Genomic DNA, 20,807 nt, shown 5'->3' with positions numbered 1-20,807 from the left:
CAACGTTAAGGTGGTCAGGCGTGAATGGCCCGGCCTGCAACGCTGAGGGCCGCTTCCTTAACAGCCTCTGAAAGCGTTGGATGGGCATGGCACGTGCGGGCCAGGTCTTCCGCCGATCCGCCGAACTCCATCAAGACTGCTGCCTCATGGATGAGTTCGCCGGCCATCGGCCCCACGATGTGGACGCCCAGCACGCGGTCGGTCTTCGCGTCGGCCAGAACCTTGACGAAACCATCGGTGGTCTGGTTGGCCTTGGCGCGGCCATTGGCGAGGAAGAGGAACTTGCCCGCCTTGTAGTCGACGCCAGCGGCTTTCAGTTCTTCCTCGGTCTTGCCCACGGCGGCCACTTCGGGGGCGGTGTAGACGACGCCGGGGATGACGTCATAGTTCACGTGGCCCGCCTGGCCGGCGAGGATTTCGGCAAGTGCTATCCCTTCGTCCTCTGCCTTGTGGGCGAGCATCGGGCCCTTGATGACATCGCCGATGGCATAAATGCCGGGGACGTTGGTGGCGTAGTCATGATCGACGTCCACGCGGCCGCGATTGTCGCGCGCGACGCCCGCTTCATCGAGTCCGAGACCTTCGGTGAACGGCACGCGGCCCACGGCCACGAGAACGACATCGGCGTCGATTGTTTCAGCGGCACCGCCTGCCGCGGGCTCGACGGTGAGCGTCACCTTATCCTTGGCCTTCGCCGCACCCGTCACCTTGGAGGCGAGCTTGAAGGCGAAACCCTGCTTCTGCAGCATGCGCTGGAAATTCTTGGCGACATCGCCATCCATGCCGGGGAGGATGCGATCGAGGTATTCAATGACGGTCACTTTCGAGCCGAGCCGTGCGTAAACCGAGCCCAGTTCAAGCCCGATGACGCCGGCACCGATGACAGCGAGGCGGGCGGGCACTTGGCTCAGTTCAAGGGCACCCGTGGAGGAGACGATGCGCTCTTCGTCTATCTCGATGCCTTTCAGCTTAGCGACGTCTGAGCCGGTGGCGATGACGATGTTCCTCGTGTCGATGACCTGCTCGCCGACCATCACCTTGCCGGGGCCGGTGATCTTGCCGGTGCCACGGAACACGGTGACCTTGTTCTTCTTGAGCAGAAAGTCGATGCCCTTGGTGTTACCGTCGATCGCTTCCTGCTTGAAGCCCATCATCTTCGGGAAATCGATCGAGGTCTGGGCGACGATGCCCATCTTCGCAAAGGCGTGCTTCGACTCTGCATAGAGTTCAGACGCGTGAAGCAGGGCCTTGGACGGAATGCAGCCGACATTGAGGCAGGTGCCGCCATGGGTCGTGCGCTTCTCGACCACGGCGACCTTCAGGCCGAGCTGAGCCGCGCGAATGGCACAGACATAGCCGCCGGGGCCGGTGCCGATGATGGTGACGTCGAAAGCTTCAGCCATGGAATGTTCTTTCTCTCAACTCAGCAGCGGCCGCCCGCGACCGCCACGATGGTTCCGACAACATAGGAGGATTGTTCGGAGACAAGCCACATCATCACGTCGGCCACTTCATCGGCTGTGCCTTCGCGCTTGATCGGGATCACGTCGCGCATCAGTTTCACGCGGCCGGGAATGCCCGAACTGTCATGGATTTCGGTGTCGATGATGCCGGGCCGCACGGCGTTGACGCGGATGCCTTCGGCTGCCACTTCGCGGCCTAGGCCGATGGTCATGACATCGATGGCGCCCTTCGATGCCGCATATTCGACACCCATGCCGGGCGCACCCAGAGCCGCTGCGGCGGATGACAGGTTGACCATGGCGCCGCCCTTGCCGCCATGCTTCGTCGACATCAGCTTCACGGCTTCGCGCGCGCAGAGGAAGGAGCCGAGGATGTTGATGTCGAACAGTCGCTTCAGCCGCTCGGCCGACATTTCGTCAAGGCGGTTCTGGCGGTCCATGATGCCGGCATTGTTCATCAGCACACGGAGGTCTCCGAGCTTCGCGGCCTCCGCGAAGAGATTGAGGACATCGGCTTCAACGCCAACGTCACCCTGGATGGCGACAGCCTTGCCGCCATCGGCGGTGATGGCCGAGACGACCTCGTCGGCTGCCTTGGCATTTGAAGCGTAATTCACGACGACGGTGTAACCCGCCTTGCCGAGCTTCAACGACACGGCGCGCCCGATGCCGCGGCTTCCTCCGGTAACGATGGCGACATTGGTCATGCTGCAACTCCCTTGTAACTGAACACCGGCCTCAATTCCCCCTCCCCCTTGTGGGGAGGGCCGGGGTGGGGGTCCCGCGAGTCAAACTTGCAAACATCCTGCTCACAGATCCAGAATCGCCCGCTGCGGGTCTTCGAGATTTTCCTTCACGCGGACGAGGAAGGTGACGGCTTCCTTGCCGTCGACGATGCGGTGGTCATAGCTGAGTGCCAGATACATCATCGGGCGGATGACGACCTGGCCGTTCACCGCGACGGGGCGCTCCTGAATCTTGTGCATGCCGAGGATGCCGGACTGCGGGGCGTTGAGGATCGGTGTCGACATCAGCGAGCCATAGACGCCGCCGTTCGAGATGGTGAAGGTGCCGCCCTGCATGTCGGTGATCTGCAAATGACCATCACGCGCGCGCTTGCCATAGTCGGCGATGGTCTTCTCAACGCCTGCGAAGGACAGCATATCGGCATCGCGCAGCACCGGAACGACGAGGCCCTTCTCGGTGCCGACAGCCACGCCGATGTGGTAGAAATTCTTGTAGACGATGTCGTCGCCGTCGATCTCGGCATTGACGGCCGGGATTTCTTTCAGCGCCGCGATGCAGGCCTTCACGAAGAAGCTCATGAAGCCCAGCTTCACGCCGTGCTTCTTCTCGAAGAGTTCCTTGTACTGGTTGCGGAGCGCCATCGCGGCCGACATGTCCACCTCGTTGAAGGTGGTCAGCATGGCGGCGGTGTTCTGCGCATCCTTGAGGCGGCGCGCGATGGTGAGGCGGAGCCTCGACATCTTCACGCGCTCCTCGCGGGCGCCATCGGCAGGGGCCGAGGGTGCTCTCGCGGCGGGGGCGGGGGCTGCGGGGATGACCAGCGGCTTTGCCTCGGCGGCAGGAGCCGCGGGCTTTTCGAGATGGGCGATCACATCGCCCTTGGTGATGCGGCCATCCTTGCCGGTGCCCGAGACAGTTGCGGTATCGACCTTGTTTTCCTCGACCATCTTGCGGACGGCGGGCGAGAGCGGCGCTTCGGGCTTCGCAGCAGCGGGGGCAGGCTCAGCTTTCTTTGCGGGCGCTTCGGCGGCCTTGGCAGGAACGGCGCCGGCGGCGCCTTCCTCGATCAGGCCCAGGAGTGCGCCGACATTGACGGTCGAGCCCGGAGCGGCATCGATGGAGGAGAGCTTGCCGGAAGCAGGGGCCGGGACTTCCACCGTCACCTTGTCGGTTTCGAGTTCGACCAGAGGCTCGTCGGCCTTCACCGCGTCACCCGCCTGCTTGAACCACTTCGCAATCGTCGCCTCGGTGACCGATTCACCCAGAGCCGGAACGCGGATTTCTTTCGCCATGTCTCTTGTCCCTTAATTCTTGCTGTCGCCGAGGGCTTCTTCAAGAAACGCCTTCAGTTCCTTGAGATGCCGGCTCATCAATCCGGTTGCGGTCGAGGCCGATGGCAGGCGTCCCGCATAGCGGGGCCTCGTCTTGGCGGCTCCGATGAATTCGAGCACGCGCTCGATGTTGGGCTGCGCATAGGACCAGGCGCCCATGTTGTAGGGCTCTTCCTGGCACCACACGAACTCTGCCTGCTTGAAGCGCTGCAGGATGTTGATCAGCGCCTTGTGCGGCCAGGGATAGAGCTGCTCGATGCGCAGGATATAGACATCGTTCAGCCCGCGCTTCTCGCGCTCTTCGTAGAGATCGTAATAGACCTTGCCGGAACACAGGATGACGCGGCGGATCTTGTCGTCGGGCACCAGCGTGATCCCCTCGGCAGGGTTCATCTCGGCATCGTCCCAGAGCAGGCGGTGGAAGGTGGTGCCTTCGTCCATCATCGAGAGCGGCGAGGTGGCGCGCTTGTGGCGGAGCAGCGACTTCGGCGTCATGATGAGCAAGGGCTTGCGGATGTCGCGCTTCAACTGCCGCCTGAGAATGTGGAAATAATTCGCGGGCGTGGTGCAGTTCGCCACCTGCATGTTGTCTTCCGCGCACATTTGCAAGTAGCGCTCGAGGCGGGCGGAGGAATGTTCCGGTCCCTGGCCCTCATAGCCGTGCGGCAGCAGGCAGACGAGGCCCGACATGCGGAGCCACTTGCGCTCTCCTGACGAAATGAACTGGTCGAAGACCACCTGAGCGCCGTTGGCGAAGTCGCCGAACTGCGCTTCCCACACAGTGAGCGAGTTGGGCTCGGCCAGCGAGTAGCCATACTCGAAGCCCAGCACGGCTTCTTCCGACAGCATCGAGTTGATGGCGTCGATCTTGATGGTCTGGTCCTTCACCAGATGATTGAGCGGCGTGTAGCGCCTCTCGTTGTCCTGGTCGACGAGCACCGCATGGCGTTGCGAGAAGGTGCCGCGCTGCACGTCCTGGCCCGACAGACGGACGGGAAAACCATCGAGCAGCAGCGTGCCGAAAGCGAGGTGCTCGGCCATGGCCCAGTCGAGGCCGACGCCTTCCTCAATCATCTTGCGGCGGGCATCGAGCACGCGCTGCATGGTGCGGTGGACCTTGAAGCTCTTCGGCACCTTGGTGAGCTTGAGGCCCATCTCCTTCAGCTTGGCAACCGGAACGCCGGTCTCGCCCTTTCGGGGCTCCTCATGGTCTCGTGCCGCCTTGAGGCCGGCCCAGCGGCCATCGAGCCAGTCGGCCTTGTTGGCCTTGTAGCCTTCGGCGGACGAGAAATTGTCGTCGAGCGTCTTGCGGTACTCGGCCTTCATGGCGTCGAATTCGTCTTGCGAGAGGATGCCTTCCTCGACGAGGCGCTTGCCATAGACCGTGACCACGGTGGGCTGACCGGCGATGCGCTTGTACATCAAGGGCTGGGTGAAGGCCGGCTCGTCGGTCTCGTTGTGGCCGAAGCGGCGGTAGCAGAACATGTCGATGACGACGGGCTTCTTGAACTTCTGCCGGAACTCCATCGCGATCTTGGCCGCGTAGACGACCGATTCAGGGTCATCGCCGTTGCAATGGAAGATCGGCGACTCGATCATCTTGGCGACGTCTGACGGATAGGGCGAAGACCTGGACCAGTGCGGCGCCGTCGTGAAGCCGATCTGGTTGTTGACGATGAAGTGGATCGAACCGCCGGACCTGTGGCCGCGAAGGCCGGAGAGACCGAAGCACTCGGCCACGACGCCCTGGCCTGCGAAGGCGGCATCGCCATGGATGAGGAGCGGCAGGACGGAGGTGCGTTCCTTGTCCTTCCGCTGGTCCTGCTTGGCGCGGGCCTTGCCGAGCACCACGGGATCGACGATCTCGAGATGCGACGGGTTGGCAGTGAGCGAAAGATGGACGACGTTGTCATCGAAGCTGCGGTCCGACGACGAGCCCAGGTGATACTTCACGTCGCCCGAGCCCTCGACTTCGTCTGGCGTCGAGGAGCCGCCCTTGAACTCGTGGAAGATCGCGGAGAATGGCTTCGACAGCACGTTAGCCAGCACGTTGAGGCGGCCGCGATGCGCCATGCCGAGCACGATTTCCTTCAGGCCCAGCGAGCCGCCGCGCTTGATGATCTGCTCCAGCGCCGGGATCATCGATTCTGCCCCGTCGAGGCCGAAGCGCTTGGTGCCGGTGTATTTCACATTGAGGAAGTTCTCGAAGCCCTCGGCCTCGATGAGCTTGTTGAGGATCGCCTTCTTGCCGTTGGGCGTGAAGCTGATCGACTTGTCGGCGCCTTCGATGCGCTCCTGGATCCAGCCCTTCTGCTCGGGGTCGGAGATATGCATGAACTCGACGCCCAGCGTGCCGCAATAGGTGCGCTTCAGGATGTCGACGATCTGGCGGACGGTGGCGTGTTCGAGGCCCAGCACCTTGTCGAGGAAGATGGGGCGGTCCATGTCGGCACCGGTGAAGCCGTAGGAGGCGGGATCGAGCTCCGGATGGTTCTCGGGCTCCTTCAATTTCAGGGGGTCGAGGTCGGCTGCGAGATGGCCGCGCATGCGGTAGGCGCGGATCATCATCAGCGCACGGACGGAATCCATCGTGGCCTTGCGCACGTCGTCGGCGGAAAGGCCGGGCGGTTTTTCCGCCGCGGGAGCGGGCTTGCCGCCCTTGGCCGCAGGCGGCGGAACGACAGGCCACTGGCCGTCGAGCGCGGAGACAAGATCGCCCGATTCAGCACGGGGCCAGTCTTTCCGGGCCCATGAGGGGCCGTTCACCTGGGCTTTCGCCTGCTCGGCATTGTCTTCGAGACCGGCAAAAAACTGCCGCCAGTGCTGGTCCACGGCGGCGGGATTCTCAAGGTACTTGGCGTAGAGTTGCTCGATGAACTGGGCGTTTCCGCCATAGAGGAACGAGGTTTGCTCGAAAGCGGTGGTCAGGTCCGTCTTGTTCATCCCATTGTCCTCGTCTTCTTCACTCGTTTTCCCTCTCCCATGGCGTTGCCACGGGAGAGGGGAAATCACGTTCAGCCCTTCAGCTTCTTCACCAGCGTCTTGCCGAGCAATGCGGGCGAATCTGCGACTGCGATGCCGGCGGCCTTCATGGCCTCGATCTTCGACTCAGCCCCGCCCTTGCCACCGGAAATGATGGCGCCTGCGTGGCCCATGCGGCGCCCCGGAGGAGCCGTGCGGCCCGCGATGAAGCCGGCCATCGGCTTCTTGCGCTTCGACTTCGCGATGAACTCGGCGGCGTCTTCCTCGGCCGATCCGCCGATCTCGCCGATCATGATGATCGACTCGGTTTCGTCGTCAGCGAGGAACATTTCCAGCATGTCGATGAACTCGGTGCCCTTGACGGGATCGCCGCCAATGCCGACGGCGGTAGTTTGGCCAAGGCCTTCCTGCGTCGTCTGGAACACGGCTTCATAGGTCAAGGTGCCGGAGCGCGAGACGATGCCGACGTTGCCCTTCTTGAAGATGTTGCCCGGCATGATGCCGATCTTGCATTCGTTGGGCGTCAAGACACCCGGGCAGTTCGGCCCGATGAGGCGGGACTTCGAACCCGACAGCGCGCGCTTCACCTTCACCATGTCCATCACGGGGATGCCCTCGGTGATTGTGATGATGAGCGGTATCTCGGCGTCGATGGCTTCGAGGATGGCATCGGCCGCGAAAGGAGGCGGCACGTAGATCACGGTCGCATCCGCGCCGGTCTTCTGCTTGGCGTCCCAGACGGTATCAAACACAGGAAGCCCCACATGCGTGGTGCCGCCCTTGCCCGGCGTCACGCCGCCGACCATCTTCGTCCCATAGGCAATCGCCTGCTCGGTGTGGAAGGTGCCATTGTTGCCGGTGATGCCCTGGCAGATGACCTTGGTGTTCTTGTTGACGAGAATGGACATCAGGCCGCTTCCTTCACCGCTTTGACGATCTTCGCCGCAGCATCGTTCAAGTCATCTGCCGGGATCACGTTGAGGCCGGAGTCACGGATGATCTTCTTGCCGAGATCGACGTTGGTGCCTTCGAGGCGGACGACCAAGGGAACCGAAAGCCCCACGTCCTTCACTGCCGCGATGACGCCCTCGGCGATGACATCGCACTTCATGATGCCGCCGAAGATATTGACGAGGATGCCCTTCACGCGGGGGTCCGCGGTGATGATCTTGAAGGCCGCCGCGACCTTTTCCTTGGTGGCTCCGCCGCCGACGTCGAGGAAGTTGGCGGGCTCGGCACCATAGAGCTTGATAATGTCCATCGTCGCCATGGCGAGGCCTGCGCCGTTCACCATGCAGCCGATCGAACCATCGAGCGCCACGTAGGAGAGGTCGAACTTGGACGCCTCGATCTCCTTCGGGTCTTCTTCCGAAAGATCGCGGAGTTCCTTGATCTCGGGGTGGCGGTCGAGCGCGTTCGAGTCGAAGTTGATCTTCGCATCGAGGCAGACGAGTTTGTTGTCGTTCGTTACGACCAGCGGGTTGATTTCGAGCAGGCTCATGTCCTTCTCGACGAAGGCCTTGTAGAGCTGGCCGATCATCTTCACGCATTGCTTGGTGAGGTCGCCCTCGAGCTTCAGCGCGGACGCGATGCGGCGGCCGACATAGCCCGAGTAACCGGCCGCGGGATCGACCTGAACGGTGATGATCTTCTCAGGCGTGTTGTGCGCCACGTCCTCGATGTTCATGCCGCCTTCGGTGGAGGCAATGAAGGCGACCTTGGAGGTTTCGCGGTCAACCAGGATCGAGAGGTAGAGTTCGCGGGCGATCGCCGTGCCTTCCTCGATATAGAGGCGCTGCACCGGTTTGCCTTCGGGGCCGGTCTGGTGGGTGACGAGAGTCATGCCGAGCATGCGGGTGGCTTCGGCCTTCACGTCCGCCACCGACTTCACGACCTTGACGCCGCCGCCCTTGCCGCGGCCGCCGGCGTGGATCTGGGCCTTCACGACCCACACGGGGCCGGGCATCTGCTCTGCCGCCTTGACTGCTTCCTCGACGGTGAAGGCCGCGTGGCCCTTGCCGGTCGCCACGCCGAAGCCCCTGAGGACTTCCTTGGCCTGGTATTCATGGATGTTCATATGCGCTGTCCTGACTTTACGTGCGCGTTAATCAAGCGAGATCGGGGGCGATGGTCTTCGCCGCGGCCATGAGGCCGTGGACGGCATCGACCGACTTCTTGAAGCCTGCCTTGTCCTCGTCGTTCAGCGCGATCTCGGCGATGCGCTCGACGCCGCCCTCGCCGATGATGACGGGAACGCCGACATAGGTGCCGCTGACGCCATATTGCCCGGTGAGCAGGGCGGCGCAGGGCAGCATGCGCTTCTTGTCCTTCAGGTAGCTCTCCGCCATGGCGATGGCCGAGGTGGCGGGCGCGTAATAGGCGGAACCGGTCTTCAAGAGGCCGACGATCTCGGCGCCGCCATCGCGGGTGCGTTGCACGATCTTGTCGATCTTTTCCTGGGTGGACCAGCCCATCTTGATCAGGTCCGGCACCGGGATGCCGGCGACGGTGGAATAGCGGATCAGGGGCACCATGGTGTCGCCATGGCCGCCGAGCACGAAGGCGGTGACGTCTTCCACCGACACGTTGAATTCCTCAGCGAGGAAGTGGCGGAAGCGGGCACTGTCCAGAACGCCGGCCATGCCGACGACCTTGTTGGGCGGCAGGCCGCAGTATTTCTGGAGCGCCCAGACCATCACGTCCAGCGGGTTGGTGATGCAGATGACGAAGGCGTTGGGGGCATATTGCTTGATGCCCGCGCCGACGGACGCCATGACCTTGAGGTTGATGCCGAGGAGATCGTCGCGGCTCATGCCGGGCTTGCGGGGCACGCCCGCCGTCACGATGCAGACGTCTGCGCCGGCGATCGCTTCATAGGAATTGGCGCCGGAGAGCTTCGCGTCGAAGCCCTCGACGGGGCCGGACTGCGCGATGTCGAGGGTCTTGCCCTGCGGCAGGCCTTCCGCGATGTCGAACACGACGATATCGCCCAGTTCCTTCAGTGCGGCGAGGTGTGCCAGCGTGCCGCCGATCATGCCGCCGCCGATCAACGCGATTTTCTTCCGAGCCATGTGGAGTGTCCTTCTCGAGGGGAGCCGTCAGGTCGTTTTGCAGTGCAAAAGCGACGCTTGTGTAGACCCCTTAAATAGCAGCTTCAAGACGCTGGCCTAGTCAATTCGACGTACAAACTTGACCAAAACGTCAAGTTTCAGCGATTTTTTTGCCCCACCGGGATGCCCAGCATTGCCTGTCGCGATTGTGCCGGCCTTACCAACCGTCACGCCGGGCCGCGAACACCAGCCGTATCTGTTTTTCCACCTCGATGAAGGCGAACAGCGCCACACCGATCCCGACGATCAGCACACCATCAAGCAGGGAGAGGGCCGTCGTACCGAAGACCCTCTGCAGCGGCGGCAGGTAGGTGATTGCGAACTGGGCGCATGTGATGGCCAAAACCGTGGCCCATACCACCGGCGTCGCGGTCACGGCCTTCCACGTCAGTGACGTGCCGTAGATATTGCGGATGAAGAACAGGTGGAAGATCTCCATCACCACGAGTGTGTTGACGGCCATGGTCCGCGCCGTCTCAACCGCATAGCCCCGGTCCATGGCATATTCGAAGATGCCGAACACGCCCGCAAGGAAAAGGACCGACACGAGCAGAATGTGCCAGACGAGCCCCCCGGTGAGCAGTGAGGCGTGGCGGAGCCGGGGTGGCCGCCGCATGGTGTTCTCCTCCGTCGGCTCGAAGGCCAATGCCAGCCCCAGCGTGATGGCGGTGATCAGGTTGACCCACAGAATCTGGATGGGAGTTACCGGCAATGTCAGCCCCAGCAGCAGGGCCACGAGGATGGTCGACGCCTCGCCGGCGCTTGTCGGCAGCGTCCAGCTGATCACTTTCTTGATGTTGTCGTAAACCGTGCGGCCCTCGCGCACCGCGGCCGCAATCGACGCGAAGTTGTCGTCGGCGAGCACGATTTCGGCGGCCTCCTTCGCCGCTTCGCTGCCCTTCTTGCCCATGGCGATGCCGGCATCGGCGCGTTTGAGAGCGGGCGCATCGTTCACCCCGTCGCCGGTCATCGCCACGGTCAGGCCATGCCCCTGCAACGCCATTACCAGCCTCAGCTTGTGTTCCGGGCTGGTGCGGGCAAACACGTCGGTTTCCAGGACCTCGGCGGCGAGCAGCGCATCGTCCATGCCGTCAATATCGGCACCGGTAAGCACCTTGTCCGGCCGCTTCAGGCCGATGGTCTCGCCGATTGCCGCCGCCGTTCCGGCATGATCGCCGGTGATCATCTTCACCCGAATGCCGGCGCGGTGACATTCGGCGACTGCCTCGATGGCCTCCGGGCGCGGCGGATCGATAAGGCCGACGAGGCCGACCAGCGTCAGGTGCCCCTCGACATCGGCAAAGCTGAGTTCGCCATGCGCGGGACCGCCGTGCCGGGTGGCCAGCGCCAGTACGCGCTGACCCTTGGCGGCGATGGCATTTGCCACCTCGTGCCAATGGCTCTCGTGGAGGGGCACAGCGCGGCCCCCCTTCGTGCGTTCACTGCTGCACATGGCAAGAATGCGTTCCGGAGCGCCCTTGACGGCGACTATCCAATGCTTGCCGCCGTCATGGTGCAGGGTGGCCATGAAGCGATGCGCCGAATCGAAAGGAATGGCATCGATGCGGGGCGATGCCGCCACCACGTCATTGTGTTTGCCTGCAAGCTTTCCGGACAGCGCCAGCAAGGCGCCTTCCATCGGATCGCCTTCGACCAGCCATTGATCTTCCTGCCAGCGCAAAGCGGCATCATTGCAGAGTGCGGCAAGCCTGCCGAGTTCCATGAGTGCGGCCTGATCCCCGGAGGAAACGGCGCGGCCATTCAGCGTGCATCCACCCAGTGGCGCATAGCCTTCGCCCGTCACCGCGTAGGTTCCGCCATGTGTCGCGACAGTTGCGGCGAACATCTCATTTCGGGTCAGGGTTCCGGTCTTGTCGGTGCAGATCACCGAAACCGCGCCCAGGGTTTCGATGGCCGGCAGGCGGCGCACGATGACGTTGCGCCGCGCCATTGCCCTCACGCCAATGGCCAGCGTGATCGTGAGGACGGCGGGAAGCCCTTCCGGAATGGCGGCAACCGCCAGCCCGACCACCGCCATGAACACGTCGGCGAAGTCGAAATGCTCGACGAAAAAGCCAAAGACCAGCAGAAGACCTGAAATCAGCAGGATCAGAAGCGTCAGCCAGCGGGCGAATCCGTCCATCTGCCTGACCAGCGGGGTGGTCAAGGTCTCGACGCGTGACAGCATGCCCGATATGCGGCCGATCTCGGTTGCCGACGCGGTGGCCACCACCACGCCATGGGCGTGGCCTGCCGCGACCAGTGTGCCGCTAAAGGTCATGGAGGATCGGTCCCCGAGTGCCGCGCCCGCAGCCACGCTGCGCACATGCTTCTCGGCCGGCATCGATTCACCAGTCAGAACCGATTCCTCGATCTTGAGTCCGCGCGCCTGTATGAGCCGAAGATCTGCTGGAACCTTGTCTCCTGCTTCGAGCAGAACGATGTCGCCGGGCACGAGGTCCTTGCCGTCGATCGCGCGGCGCTTGCCACCGCGCAGCACCGCGGCCTGCGGTGCCAGCATGCCGCGGATCGCCTCCATCGCATTCTCGGCCTTGCCTTCCTGGATGAAGCCGATTGCGGCGTTGGCGAAAACAACGGCGAGAATGACCAGTGTATCAACGAGATGATCGAGCGCGGCTGTGATTGCCGCCGATCCCAGCAGGACATAGATCAGCACATTGTGGAACTGTGCCAGAAAGCGCAGCAATGGCCCGCGCCGGCGGGGCTCCGGCAACTTGTTGGGACCATGGGCCCGCAACCGCTCGATGGCCTCGGCATCGCTCAGGCCGGCAGTGCTGGTGCCAAGCGCAGCGATGACCTCCTCGGGTGACCTTGAATGCCAACCGCTGGCGACCGTCTCGACCTCTGGGTTGCCCTGCATTGCTTCAGTTTAAGCCATACAGGCCTGCCATCAAGCGTGGCAGTCTTGCAAGCTGATCACGTCTCCACGATCTTCTTGCCCCACCAGGAGGCCGACTGCATTTCCTTCAGGCGCGAGACCGTCCTGCCGAATTCGAAGGCGTGGTCGCCTGCGGGATAGATGCCCTCCGGGGCTTGCGCGGAGGTGGCGACGAGCCTGACCTTGCCGTCATAGAGCGTGTCGATCAGCAGCACGAAGCGCTTCGCCTCGTTGCGGCGCTCCGGGTTCAAGGCGGGGATGTGCTCGACGAAGACGATCCTGAAATTGTGGGCAAGAGCGATGTAATCCGGCGGGCCCAGCGGCTTATCGCAGAGTTCGGCGAAGCTGAAGCGGGCGCAGCCATGGGCGGCCTGCGGCACATGCAGCTTGCGGCCCAGCACGTCGATCTCCATGGGGTCGCCCTGCTCGGTGTCCGTGAGCTTCCGCCACAGGTCTTGCAGGTGCGCGTCGTTCCCTGGTGTGAGCGGAGCGAGGAACGTCTCGTGCGCCTTGACGCGGCCCAGGCGGTGGTCGGTCTGGCTGTCGAGAGAGATGGTCTCCAGTTTCTCCCCGATAAGCTTGATGAAGGGCAGGAAGAGGTGGCGGTTGAGGCCGTCGCGGTAAAGATCCTGCGGCTTCAGGTTGGAGGTGGTGACGATGACGGTGCCAGCCGCGAACAGGCCCTCGAAGAGACGCCCGACGATCATGGCGTCGGCGATGTCGGTCACCTGCATCTCGTCGAGGCAGAGCAGGCGGGCTTCCGCCGCGATGGCCTTGGCAACGGGAGCAATCGCATCCTGCGTGTGCGACTTCCGGACCTTGTGCAGCCTGGCATGAACATCCTGCATGAAGGCGTGGAAGTGCACGCGGCGCTTCGGCTCCACTTGCACCTGCGAAAAGAACAGGTCCATCACCATGGTCTTGCCGCGCCCGACATCGCCATAGATGTAAAGACCCTTCGGCGGGGCGGGGGATTTGCGGAAAATGCTCCTGAGGCCGCCGGGCTTCGGCAATGCGGCCAGGGCTTCGGCCAGCGCGTCGAGCCTCGCCAGCACGGGAAGTTGCGCCGCATCGGGCTTCAGTTCGCCCGCATCGCGGCGGCGCTCGTATTCGCGGAGAACCACACTCATGGCGCGGTGACGTAAAGCTCCGGCGCGCTCAAGTAAAGGTCATGAAGTGCCGGAGCAGGACGGCATAGGCGCCGATGACCGACATGAAGCCGAAGGCCGAGATCGACACCGCAAGACGCGACATGGGCTCAAGCCCGTGGTCGATCGTCCGCCTGCGGATGTTCATGAGAAGGGCCAATGCGCCGAAGATGACGAGCAGCACCTGCTCGATGGCGAAGCCTGCGATGATGATCAATGCTCCCATGGCGATGAGGCCGAAACGGGCCCAGTTGCCCATGAGCTTGGCCAGCACCGAGCGGAGCACGATGCCGCCGTCCAAGGGCTCTACGGGCAGCAGGTTGAAGAGATTGAGGCCGCAGGCAACGATCCCCATCATCACGGCGATGTCAGGGTAAGGCCCTCCTGCCCACACCCACAAGGCTGCGGCGAGCGGCACGGCCACGCTGATGGCGGGGCCCATGATGGCGGCGAAGACGATCTGGCCTTGCGTGGTGAAGCCCATGCGCGGAACGGCGATGGCGCCGAGGAAGGGCAGGAATACCAGCCGGCCCCAGGGCTGGCCGATGAGACGGTAGGCGAAGAGATGGCCGAATTCGTGGATGAGGAGTGCTGCCACCAGCAAGGGCGCGATGAGCCAGCCGAAGGCGAGCACGAAGGTATAGAGCGAGACGACGCCGGTGACGATGGCGACGCCGGCCGAGATCAGGGCATCGGTGCGATAGTCGGGCGTGCCCGTTTCGGCCACACCCTTCAGGCGGAATACGCTGCCCCACAGGTCGGCGCGGGCGAGAAGCTGGGCCAGCAGCGGGCGCGGCCCCCAGTGATAGGTGAAGGTGAGGCGCGTGCCGCCGTCCTCCGGGACAAGCTTCGCGGTCATCTTGAGGAGCTGGTTGTTGGTGGGCTGGCCTTCGAGGCCGGCGCGGTCGATTTCGAGGAAGTGCGGCGCGTCTCGCCGTGCCACGCGGAAGAGGGCTTCCGACGACTGGACCGCGCCGGTGGCCAGCGGCGTCACGAAATTCAGGCGATAGGTGCGGGTCTCGGGGTCCACCAGGGTCGAAATGACCCGCGTGCGCTGCCAGCGCTGGTTGGGGCCCTCAGTGAAATCCACCAAGGCGAATACTTTTTCTGGCGGCGCCTTGATGAACACGCTCGCCCGCGGGGTCACGCGCGAGCGGAAGCCCAGCAACGCGATCAGCAGCAGAATGAACGGCAGCTCATGCCCGGCATTGCCGATGAAATCTGGAATCACCCCTTAGTCCCTCGATACTGACCCACCCTGTCAGTACGCCAATCTTATTGATATGGCGTTTCGCAAGCTGAGGAGGATAGCAAATGACGGGACATTGCATCGAAGTGGTTGTCTACAAGGTGAAGAATGCGGAAACCGCCGAAGCCGCGCGCCGGGCGATGAAGCCGCATGTGGCAGGTTTTCCCGGCTTTCTCGGCTGGCATGCCGTGACATCGGCGGACGATCCGGCCGTGTTCACCGATATCGTGACGTGGAGAAGCCTCGCGGACGCCCGCGCGGCTGGAGAGAAGGTGATGTCGGACTCCGAATGCGCGCCGCTGATGGGCGAGGTCGCGGAGTTGATCAGCATGGGGCACTATGTCTAGCTAGTGACCACCGGCTCGCCATAGTGTTCCACGACGGGGAACGGATCGTAGAAGTGATGGAGCTTCTGGCGCCACTGCTGGTAGCGGTCCGAACCCCGGAAGCCGATGGTGTGAGCCTCAATCGTTTCCCAGCGGACGAGCAGCAGGAAGCGGTCGGCGTTCTCGTGGCAGCGCCTGAGCTCGAAGCCGATGAAGCCCGGCGTTGCCGTCATCAGCGGCAGGGCTTCCGCAATCGCCACGAGAAAGGCCGGACTTTCGCCCGGCCTCACGTTCAGGATGGCATGTTCGAGGATCATCGGTTCAGAGCGTCTGCCCGGTCTTCTTCCAGTCAGCCATGAACTGCTCGATGCCCTTGTCGGTCAGCGGGTGCTTCACCAGCGACTTGATGACGGCGGGCGGACAGGTGGCGACGTCGGCGCCGATCAGGGCGACCTGCTTCACATGCAGCGGTGTACGGACCGAGGCGGCGAGGATTTCGGTCTCGAAAGCGTAGTTGTCATAGATCTGGCGGATCTCGGCGATCAACTCCGTGCCGTCGAGGTGGATGTCATCGAGGCGGCCGATGAAGGGCGAGATGAAGGATGCGCCGGCCTTGGCGGCGAGCAGCGCCTGGTTGGCCGAGAAGCAGAGGGTCACGTTCACCATGCAGCCATCGGAGGATAGCGACTTGCAGGCCTTGAGGCCTTCGAGGGTCAGCGGCACCTTGACGGTCACGTTCTTGGCGATCTTCCGCAGGTCGGCGGCCTCGCGCATCATGCCGTCATAGTCGAGCGACACCACCTCAGCCGATACGGGGCCTTCGACGATGGCGCAGATCTCGGCGATCACGTCCTTGAACTGGCGGCCGGACTTGGCGATGAGCGAGGGATTGGTGGTGACGCCATCGAGCAGGCCCAGGTCGGCCAGTTCCTTGATGTCCTTCACTTCGGCGGTATCGACAAAGAATTTCATGGGTTTCGTCCTTGGCTGTTGCGGGCGACACTTAACGCCGCGACGGCCTCAGATCAATCGCGGATCTCGGCCGCATTGCAGGCGTGCGGTTTCGCACAGCGCGTTGACGAGGTGGCCGAGGTCGGCCATGGCCAGTGGTTGCAGGTCCAGCGACTTCACCGGCCTGATGAAGCGCAGGCTGTTGGTGAGGAAAACGGCATCGGCCGAGATCAGTTCCTGCGGCTGGATGGCGCGCTCCTCGGTGGTTATGTCGAGCTGGCCCGCTGCCGCGATCAGCGCCTGGCGCATGACGCCCGTGAGGATGCCATGCTCGCGCGCGGGCGTTGACAGCATCCCGCCCTTCAGGAGGAAGACATTGGCGATGGTGGAGCAGGCAACGGCGCCCTCGGTGTTCAGCATCAGCGCATCCTCCAAGCCGCGCGAAGCGGCCTCGCGGGCGGCGGCGATGTTGTCAATGTAGGACACAGTCTTCAGCCGCGATGTCACCGACCAGGGGTTGCGGCGGAACGAGGAGGTGGCGAGCGTCACCGGCTGGAACATCAGGTCAGGGTCGAAGCGATCGAGCAACAGAATCAACGTGGGGACGCCGCCATTGGCGCCGAGACCACGCACCGCAGCGCCGCGCGTCAAGGTGATGCGGAGGACGTGATGGGTCTCGTCGATGCCATCGAGTATCGTGGCGATGGCATCGTCCAGCCCGTCGCGATCGAAGCCGAGGCCCAGTTCCTTCGCGGCACCCTCCATGCGCGCGAGATGCATGTTGGCCCACAATGGAGTGCGGTTGAGGACGAGGATCGTCTCGAAAATTCCGTCACCCAGCAGCAGGCCGCGTTCCCTTGGGTCGAGCGGCAATGCGCCGATGTGAAGCGCGCCATTGAACCAGACACGGCTCATCCGGCCACCTTCAGGAAGTTGCGCAGCATGTCATAGCCCCCCTCCGTCAGAATCGATTCGGGGTGGAACTGTACGCCGTAGGTCGGGTGCGATTTGTGGCGAAGGCCCATGATCTCGCCCTCGTCGCTCCTGGCCGTTACCTCGAGCGGCGTGCTACGGTCTTCGAGATCGACGATGAGCGAGTGATAGCGCCCCGCGCTGAAGCGTTGGGGCAGGCCCTCGAACAGGCCCTTGCCGTCATGGTTGATCTCGGAACTGTCGCCATGCATGGGGCGGCGGGCGCGCTTCACCAGCCCGCCGAGGACCTCGCCCATCACCTGATGCCCGAGGCAGATGCCGAGGATAGGAACCCGGCCCGACTGCGCGCGCATGATCTCCATCGACTGCCCCGCCTCATGCGGCGTGCAGGGGCCGGGCGAGATGACGATGGCCTTTGCGGCCGCGATATCGCCCGGCGTGACGGCATCATTCCGGACGACACGCGTCCGCTCGCCCAATTCCTCGAAATAACGCGCGACGTTGTGGACGAAGCTGTCGTAGTTGTCGACGATGAGGATCATGGACGGAAAGCCTCCATGATGCGCCTGATCTTGGTGAGGCTTTCCTCGTATTCGGCGGCGGGCTGCGAGCGCGCCGTGATGCCGCCGCCGCCTTGCACGCGGGCGATGCCGCCTGAGAACTGCGCGGTGCGGATGGCGATGTTGAGGTCGGTGCGGCCGTTGAAGCCGATGTAACCGATGGCGCCGCAGTAGACGCCACGCGGAGCCTTCTCGATCTCCGCGACGATTTCCATGGCGCGGATCTTCGGCGCGCCGGTGATGGAACCGCCGGGGAAAGTGGCGCCGATGAGATCGCCCACTCCATGGCCGTCCTTCAATTCGCTGGTGATGACCGAGACGAGATGATGGACATTGGCATAGGTTTCCAGCCCGCAGAGCACCGGGACCTTCACGGAACCCGGCTTCGACACGCGGGAGAGATCGTTCCGCAACAGGTCCACGATCATCACGTTCTCGGCGCGGTCCTTGCGGCTCGACGTCAGGTCGGCGATGAGGCTTGCGTCGCGCGAGGGATCGGAATCGCGGCGCCTCGTGCCCTTGATGGGGCGGGCCTCGACCGTGGCTCCGGCGCAGCGGAGCAGGCGCTCGGGCGAGGACGAGGCGATCTGAATGTCGCCATAGTCCATGAAGGCGGCGAAGGTCGCCGGGTTCTTGAGCCGCAGCACGCGATAAAAGGATAGCGGGTCGAAGCCATCAGGAACGGGTGCCGAAAACATCTGGGTGATGTTGGCCTGGAAGATGTCGCCCGCCAGAATGTATTCGACTGTTTGCGCGATGGCCGACTCGTATTCGGCTTGCGTGAAGTTGGACTGCCAGCCTTCGATGACATGGCTGCCCAATGCCTGCGGCTTGGCGGAGAGGAACTCCTCCAGTTCGTCGGCTTTCGCCACGTCTGTTGCGATGATCCAGGCGCGTTCCTGCATGTGGTCGAAGGCGGCGACGCAATCATAGTGATGCAGAACGAGATCGGGGCACAGCGGCGCGAAATCCGGGATCTTCGCGTGTGGTTCCAGACGGCGGCCGTAGTCGTAGGAGATGTAGCCCGCCAGCCCGCCCTGAAACGGCGGAAGGCCTACCAAATGCGACTGGGTGTTTTCGGCCACGAGCCGGCTGATGATCGCCAGTGGAGATTGATCCTGCCGCACGTCGTCAAGGAAGGTTCCCTCTGACGTTACCTTCAGCGTGGAGACCGGATTGCAGGCGAGGAAGGAATAGCGGCCGAGGTGTTCCGAGCGCATGACGCTTTCGAGAAGTGTCAGGTTGCGCTGGCCCTTGAGGCGAAGCGCCAGGGCGGAGGGCTCGAAGCAGACGATCTCACGGGTGTGGGGTTCCCTCATGGTCCGCCGATATAAGGCTGGAAGGGGGCTCTCCCCAAGTCTATTTCAGACCTGATGACCGTCGATTCCGCCATAGCCGAAGTGCTGCTGCCGCTGGCGCTCGACGGGCCCTATTCCTACCGGGTGCCGCCGGGGCTGGAGCTTGCGGCGGGCGATTTCGTGGTGGTGCCGCTGGGGCCGCGGCAGATGATCGGCGTCGTCTGGGCGCTGAAGGCTGAGCCGGGCACCGACAAGAAACTGCGGGACGTGATCGGCAGCTTCGACATGCCGCCGCTGACCGAGACGCACCGGAAGTTCGTGGACTGGCTCGCCGCCTATTACCTGGAGCCTGCCGGAAACGTGCTGCGCATGGTGCTGCGGGCGCCCGGCGCGTTCGAGGGCCCGCGCGAGCAGACGGCTTACCGGGCTACCGATTCGGTTCCGAAACGGATGACGCCGCAGCGTGCCCGGGTGCTTGACGTCGCGCGCGAGGGCTTCGCCATGCGGGCCTCGGAACTCGCCGAAGCGGCGGGTGTGGGCACTTCGGTCGTGAAGGCGCTGGCCAAGGATGGCGCGCTGGAGGCGGTGGCGCTTCCCGCGCTCAGGGCGTTTCCTGAGCCCGATCTCAATGCCGGAGGCTTCACGCTCAACAAGGACCAGCAGGTGGCTGCTGCTGCGCTTCGGGCCGTCGTGGCGCAGCGCCAGCACAAGGTGATGCTGCTCGATGGCGTCACGGGCTCTGGCAAGACGGAGGTCTATTTCGAGGCGATGGCGGCAGCACTGGCCTCGGACAAGCAGGTGCTGCTGCTTCTGCCGGAAATCGCACTCACCCAACCGTTTCTCACGCGTGTCGAAAATCGATTCGGCTGCGAACCGGCGCAATGGCACTCGGACGTGCGGCCGCGAGAGCGCGAGCGGGTGTGGCGTGGCGTGGCCGATGGGACCGCGAAGATTGTGGTCGGCGCGCGCTCCGCGCTCTTCCTGCCATGGAAGAAGCTGGGGCTGATCGTGGTCGATGAGGAACATGAGAGCGCCTACAAGCAGGACGAGGGCGTTCCCTATCACGCGCGCGACATGGCGGTGCTCTATGGCGCGATCGGGAAATTTCCGGTGGTGCTGTCGTCCGCCACGCCGTCGCTTGAGTCGCTCGTCAATGTCGACCGGGGCCGCTATGGCGTCGTCCGCCTGAAGGACCGGCACGGGCGGCCGGAACTGCCGGAGATCGGCCTCATCGACATGAAGACGGTGAAGCTCGATCCCGGCTCATGGTTGTCGCAGCCATTGTTCGAGCAGGTGCAGGCGACATTGGCGGCGGGCGACCAGGCGCTGCTGTTCCTCAACCGGCGGGGTTATGCACCGTTGACGCTGTGCCGCGCCTGCGGGCACCGGCTGGAATGTCCCAATTGCGCCGCCTCGCTGGTGGAGCACCGGTTCCGGCGGCAGCTGATGTGCCATCATTGCGGGCACCTGGAGCCGATGCCGAAGGCCTGCCCGAGTTGCGCCACCGAAGGAAAGATGGTGCCGGTGGGGCCGGGTGTCGAGCGACTGGCGGAAGAGGCGGCGCTCAGGTTTCCGGAGGCCAAGATCGCAATCCTCTCCAGCGACCTGTCGCGCGGCACTCTGCTGCGCGATGCGCTGACCGATGTGGCGGAGGGGCACTACAATCTCGTCATCGGCACGCAGCTCGTTGCGAAGGGGCATCACTTCCCGCACCTGACGCTCGTTGGCGTGGTCGATGCCGACCTGGCGCTCGAATCCTCCGATCCGCGCGGCGGCGAGCGGACCTGGGCGCTGATGGCGCAGGTGGCGG

The 20,807-nt window shown here is 63.7% G+C and carries 17 protein-coding genes; 2 read left to right on the top strand and 15 right to left on the bottom strand.

Annotation, left to right across the window (positions count from 1 at the left end; translation table 11 throughout):
* Positions 1-14: 14 nt before the first annotated feature.
* The 10 genes from lpdA to ACEW8Q_RS02990 form a co-directional block, all read right to left on the bottom strand.
* Complete coding sequence (lpdA, locus tag ACEW8Q_RS03035) at positions 15-1,403, bottom strand: dihydrolipoyl dehydrogenase (RefSeq protein ID WP_373502577.1); 1,389 nt, start codon at positions 1,401-1,403, stop codon at positions 15-17.
* A gap of 20 nt (positions 1,404-1,423) precedes the next feature.
* Positions 1,424-2,170: an SDR family oxidoreductase gene (locus ACEW8Q_RS03030; protein WP_373502576.1), complete on the bottom strand. Its 747-nt coding sequence runs from the start codon at positions 2,168-2,170 to the stop codon at positions 1,424-1,426.
* A 102-nt stretch (positions 2,171-2,272) separates the two neighbouring features.
* Positions 2,273-3,502 (bottom strand): 2-oxoglutarate dehydrogenase complex dihydrolipoyllysine-residue succinyltransferase, encoded by a 1,230-nt coding sequence (gene odhB, locus ACEW8Q_RS03025; protein ID WP_373502575.1) that lies wholly within the window; start codon positions 3,500-3,502, stop codon positions 2,273-2,275.
* Positions 3,503-3,514: 12 nt separating this feature from the next.
* On the bottom strand, positions 3,515-6,484 hold the full coding sequence (locus ACEW8Q_RS03020) for a 2-oxoglutarate dehydrogenase E1 component (protein WP_373502574.1): 2,970 nt from the start codon (positions 6,482-6,484) through the stop codon (positions 3,515-3,517).
* Positions 6,485-6,555: 71 nt separating this feature from the next.
* Positions 6,556-7,431 carry a succinate--CoA ligase subunit alpha gene (gene sucD, locus ACEW8Q_RS03015; RefSeq protein ID WP_373502573.1) on the bottom strand — a complete coding sequence of 292 codons (876 nt, stop codon included), beginning with the start codon at positions 7,429-7,431 and terminating at the stop codon, positions 6,556-6,558.
* Positions 7,431-8,600: an ADP-forming succinate--CoA ligase subunit beta gene (gene sucC / locus ACEW8Q_RS03010; RefSeq protein ID WP_373502572.1), complete on the bottom strand. Its 1,170-nt coding sequence runs from the start codon at positions 8,598-8,600 to the stop codon at positions 7,431-7,433. The genes sucD and sucC overlap by 1 nt, the downstream gene beginning before the upstream one ends.
* 31 nt (positions 8,601-8,631) lie before the next feature.
* Positions 8,632-9,594, bottom strand: coding sequence for a malate dehydrogenase (gene mdh, locus ACEW8Q_RS03005; protein WP_373502571.1), 963 nt, complete (start codon positions 9,592-9,594; stop codon positions 8,632-8,634).
* A gap of 196 nt (positions 9,595-9,790) precedes the next feature.
* Positions 9,791-12,514, bottom strand: coding sequence for a cation-transporting P-type ATPase (locus tag ACEW8Q_RS03000; RefSeq protein ID WP_373502570.1), 2,724 nt, complete (start codon positions 12,512-12,514; stop codon positions 9,791-9,793).
* 56 nt (positions 12,515-12,570) lie between these two features.
* Positions 12,571-13,662 (bottom strand): cell division protein ZapE, encoded by a 1,092-nt coding sequence (zapE, locus tag ACEW8Q_RS02995; RefSeq protein WP_373502569.1) that lies wholly within the window; start codon positions 13,660-13,662, stop codon positions 12,571-12,573.
* 28 nt (positions 13,663-13,690) lie between these two features.
* A complete protein-coding gene (locus tag ACEW8Q_RS02990) occupies positions 13,691-14,911 on the bottom strand; it encodes a hypothetical protein (RefSeq protein ID WP_373502568.1) in 1,221 nt (406 codons plus the stop codon).
* 83 nt (positions 14,912-14,994) lie between these two features.
* On the opposite strand from ACEW8Q_RS02990, the gene ACEW8Q_RS02985 reads away from it, so the two are divergent.
* Positions 14,995-15,276, top strand: a complete 282-nt coding sequence (locus ACEW8Q_RS02985; RefSeq protein WP_373502567.1) for an antibiotic biosynthesis monooxygenase — start codon at positions 14,995-14,997, stop codon at positions 15,274-15,276.
* Here ACEW8Q_RS02985 and ACEW8Q_RS02980 read toward each other — a convergent pair.
* From ACEW8Q_RS02980 to pabB, 5 genes are read right to left on the bottom strand one after another with little or no spacing between them, the layout of a single operon-like run.
* Positions 15,273-15,572: an antibiotic biosynthesis monooxygenase gene (locus ACEW8Q_RS02980; RefSeq protein ID WP_373502566.1), complete on the bottom strand. Its 300-nt coding sequence runs from the start codon at positions 15,570-15,572 to the stop codon at positions 15,273-15,275. The two genes, ACEW8Q_RS02985 and ACEW8Q_RS02980, sit on opposite strands and share 4 nt — an antisense overlap.
* Positions 15,573-15,576: 4 nt before the next feature.
* Positions 15,577-16,227 (bottom strand): fructose-6-phosphate aldolase, encoded by a 651-nt coding sequence (gene fsa / locus ACEW8Q_RS02975; RefSeq protein WP_373502565.1) that lies wholly within the window; start codon positions 16,225-16,227, stop codon positions 15,577-15,579.
* Between the two features lie 48 nt (positions 16,228-16,275).
* Complete coding sequence (locus tag ACEW8Q_RS02970) at positions 16,276-17,121, bottom strand: aminotransferase class IV (protein WP_373502564.1); 846 nt, start codon at positions 17,119-17,121, stop codon at positions 16,276-16,278.
* A complete protein-coding gene (locus ACEW8Q_RS02965) occupies positions 17,118-17,681 on the bottom strand; it encodes an aminodeoxychorismate/anthranilate synthase component II (protein ID WP_373502563.1) in 564 nt (187 codons plus the stop codon). The genes ACEW8Q_RS02970 and ACEW8Q_RS02965 overlap by 4 nt, the downstream gene beginning before the upstream one ends.
* Positions 17,678-19,018 (bottom strand): aminodeoxychorismate synthase component I, encoded by a 1,341-nt coding sequence (gene pabB, locus ACEW8Q_RS02960; protein ID WP_373502562.1) that lies wholly within the window; start codon positions 19,016-19,018, stop codon positions 17,678-17,680. The genes ACEW8Q_RS02965 and pabB overlap by 4 nt, the downstream gene beginning before the upstream one ends.
* A 54-nt stretch (positions 19,019-19,072) precedes the next feature.
* Between pabB and priA the strand changes: the two genes are divergently transcribed.
* Positions 19,073-20,807: primosomal protein N' (gene priA / locus ACEW8Q_RS02955; protein WP_373502561.1), on the top strand; the 1,735-nt coding region annotated here is incomplete at its 3' end.

Source organism: Aestuariivirga sp. (genome assembly GCF_041738905.1).
In the GTDB taxonomy this organism is placed as follows: Bacteria; Pseudomonadota; Alphaproteobacteria; order Rhizobiales; family Aestuariivirgaceae; genus Aestuariivirga.
This window is presented reverse-complemented; position numbering and strand designations above follow the sequence as displayed.

Excerpts from the sequence above, each read along its gene's own strand:
- lpdA (WP_373502577.1), bottom strand. The coding sequence starts at position 1,403 with ATGGCTGAAGCTTTCGACGTCACCATCATCGGCACCGGCCCCGGCGGC.
- ACEW8Q_RS03030 (WP_373502576.1), bottom strand. The coding sequence starts at position 2,170 with ATGACCAATGTCGCCATCGTTACCGGAGGAAGCCGCGGCATCGGGCGC.
- odhB (WP_373502575.1), bottom strand. The coding sequence starts at position 3,502 with ATGGCGAAAGAAATCCGCGTTCCGGCTCTGGGTGAATCGGTCACCGAG.
- ACEW8Q_RS03020 (WP_373502574.1), bottom strand. The coding sequence starts at position 6,484 with ATGAACAAGACGGACCTGACCACCGCTTTCGAGCAAACCTCGTTCCTC.
- sucD (WP_373502573.1), bottom strand. The coding sequence starts at position 7,431 with ATGTCCATTCTCGTCAACAAGAACACCAAGGTCATCTGCCAGGGCATC.
- sucC (WP_373502572.1), bottom strand. The coding sequence starts at position 8,600 with ATGAACATCCATGAATACCAGGCCAAGGAAGTCCTCAGGGGCTTCGGC.
- mdh (WP_373502571.1), bottom strand. The coding sequence starts at position 9,594 with ATGGCTCGGAAGAAAATCGCGTTGATCGGCGGCGGCATGATCGGCGGC.
- ACEW8Q_RS03000 (WP_373502570.1), bottom strand. The coding sequence starts at position 12,514 with ATGCAGGGCAACCCAGAGGTCGAGACGGTCGCCAGCGGTTGGCATTCA.
- zapE (WP_373502569.1), bottom strand. The coding sequence starts at position 13,662 with ATGAGTGTGGTTCTCCGCGAATACGAGCGCCGCCGCGATGCGGGCGAA.
- ACEW8Q_RS02985 (WP_373502567.1), top strand. The coding sequence starts at position 14,995 with ATGACGGGACATTGCATCGAAGTGGTTGTCTACAAGGTGAAGAATGCG.
- ACEW8Q_RS02980 (WP_373502566.1), bottom strand. The coding sequence starts at position 15,572 with ATGATCCTCGAACATGCCATCCTGAACGTGAGGCCGGGCGAAAGTCCG.
- fsa (WP_373502565.1), bottom strand. The coding sequence starts at position 16,227 with ATGAAATTCTTTGTCGATACCGCCGAAGTGAAGGACATCAAGGAACTG.
- ACEW8Q_RS02970 (WP_373502564.1), bottom strand. The coding sequence starts at position 17,121 with ATGAGCCGTGTCTGGTTCAATGGCGCGCTTCACATCGGCGCATTGCCG.
- ACEW8Q_RS02965 (WP_373502563.1), bottom strand. The coding sequence starts at position 17,681 with ATGATCCTCATCGTCGACAACTACGACAGCTTCGTCCACAACGTCGCG.
- pabB (WP_373502562.1), bottom strand. The coding sequence starts at position 19,018 with ATGAGGGAACCCCACACCCGTGAGATCGTCTGCTTCGAGCCCTCCGCC.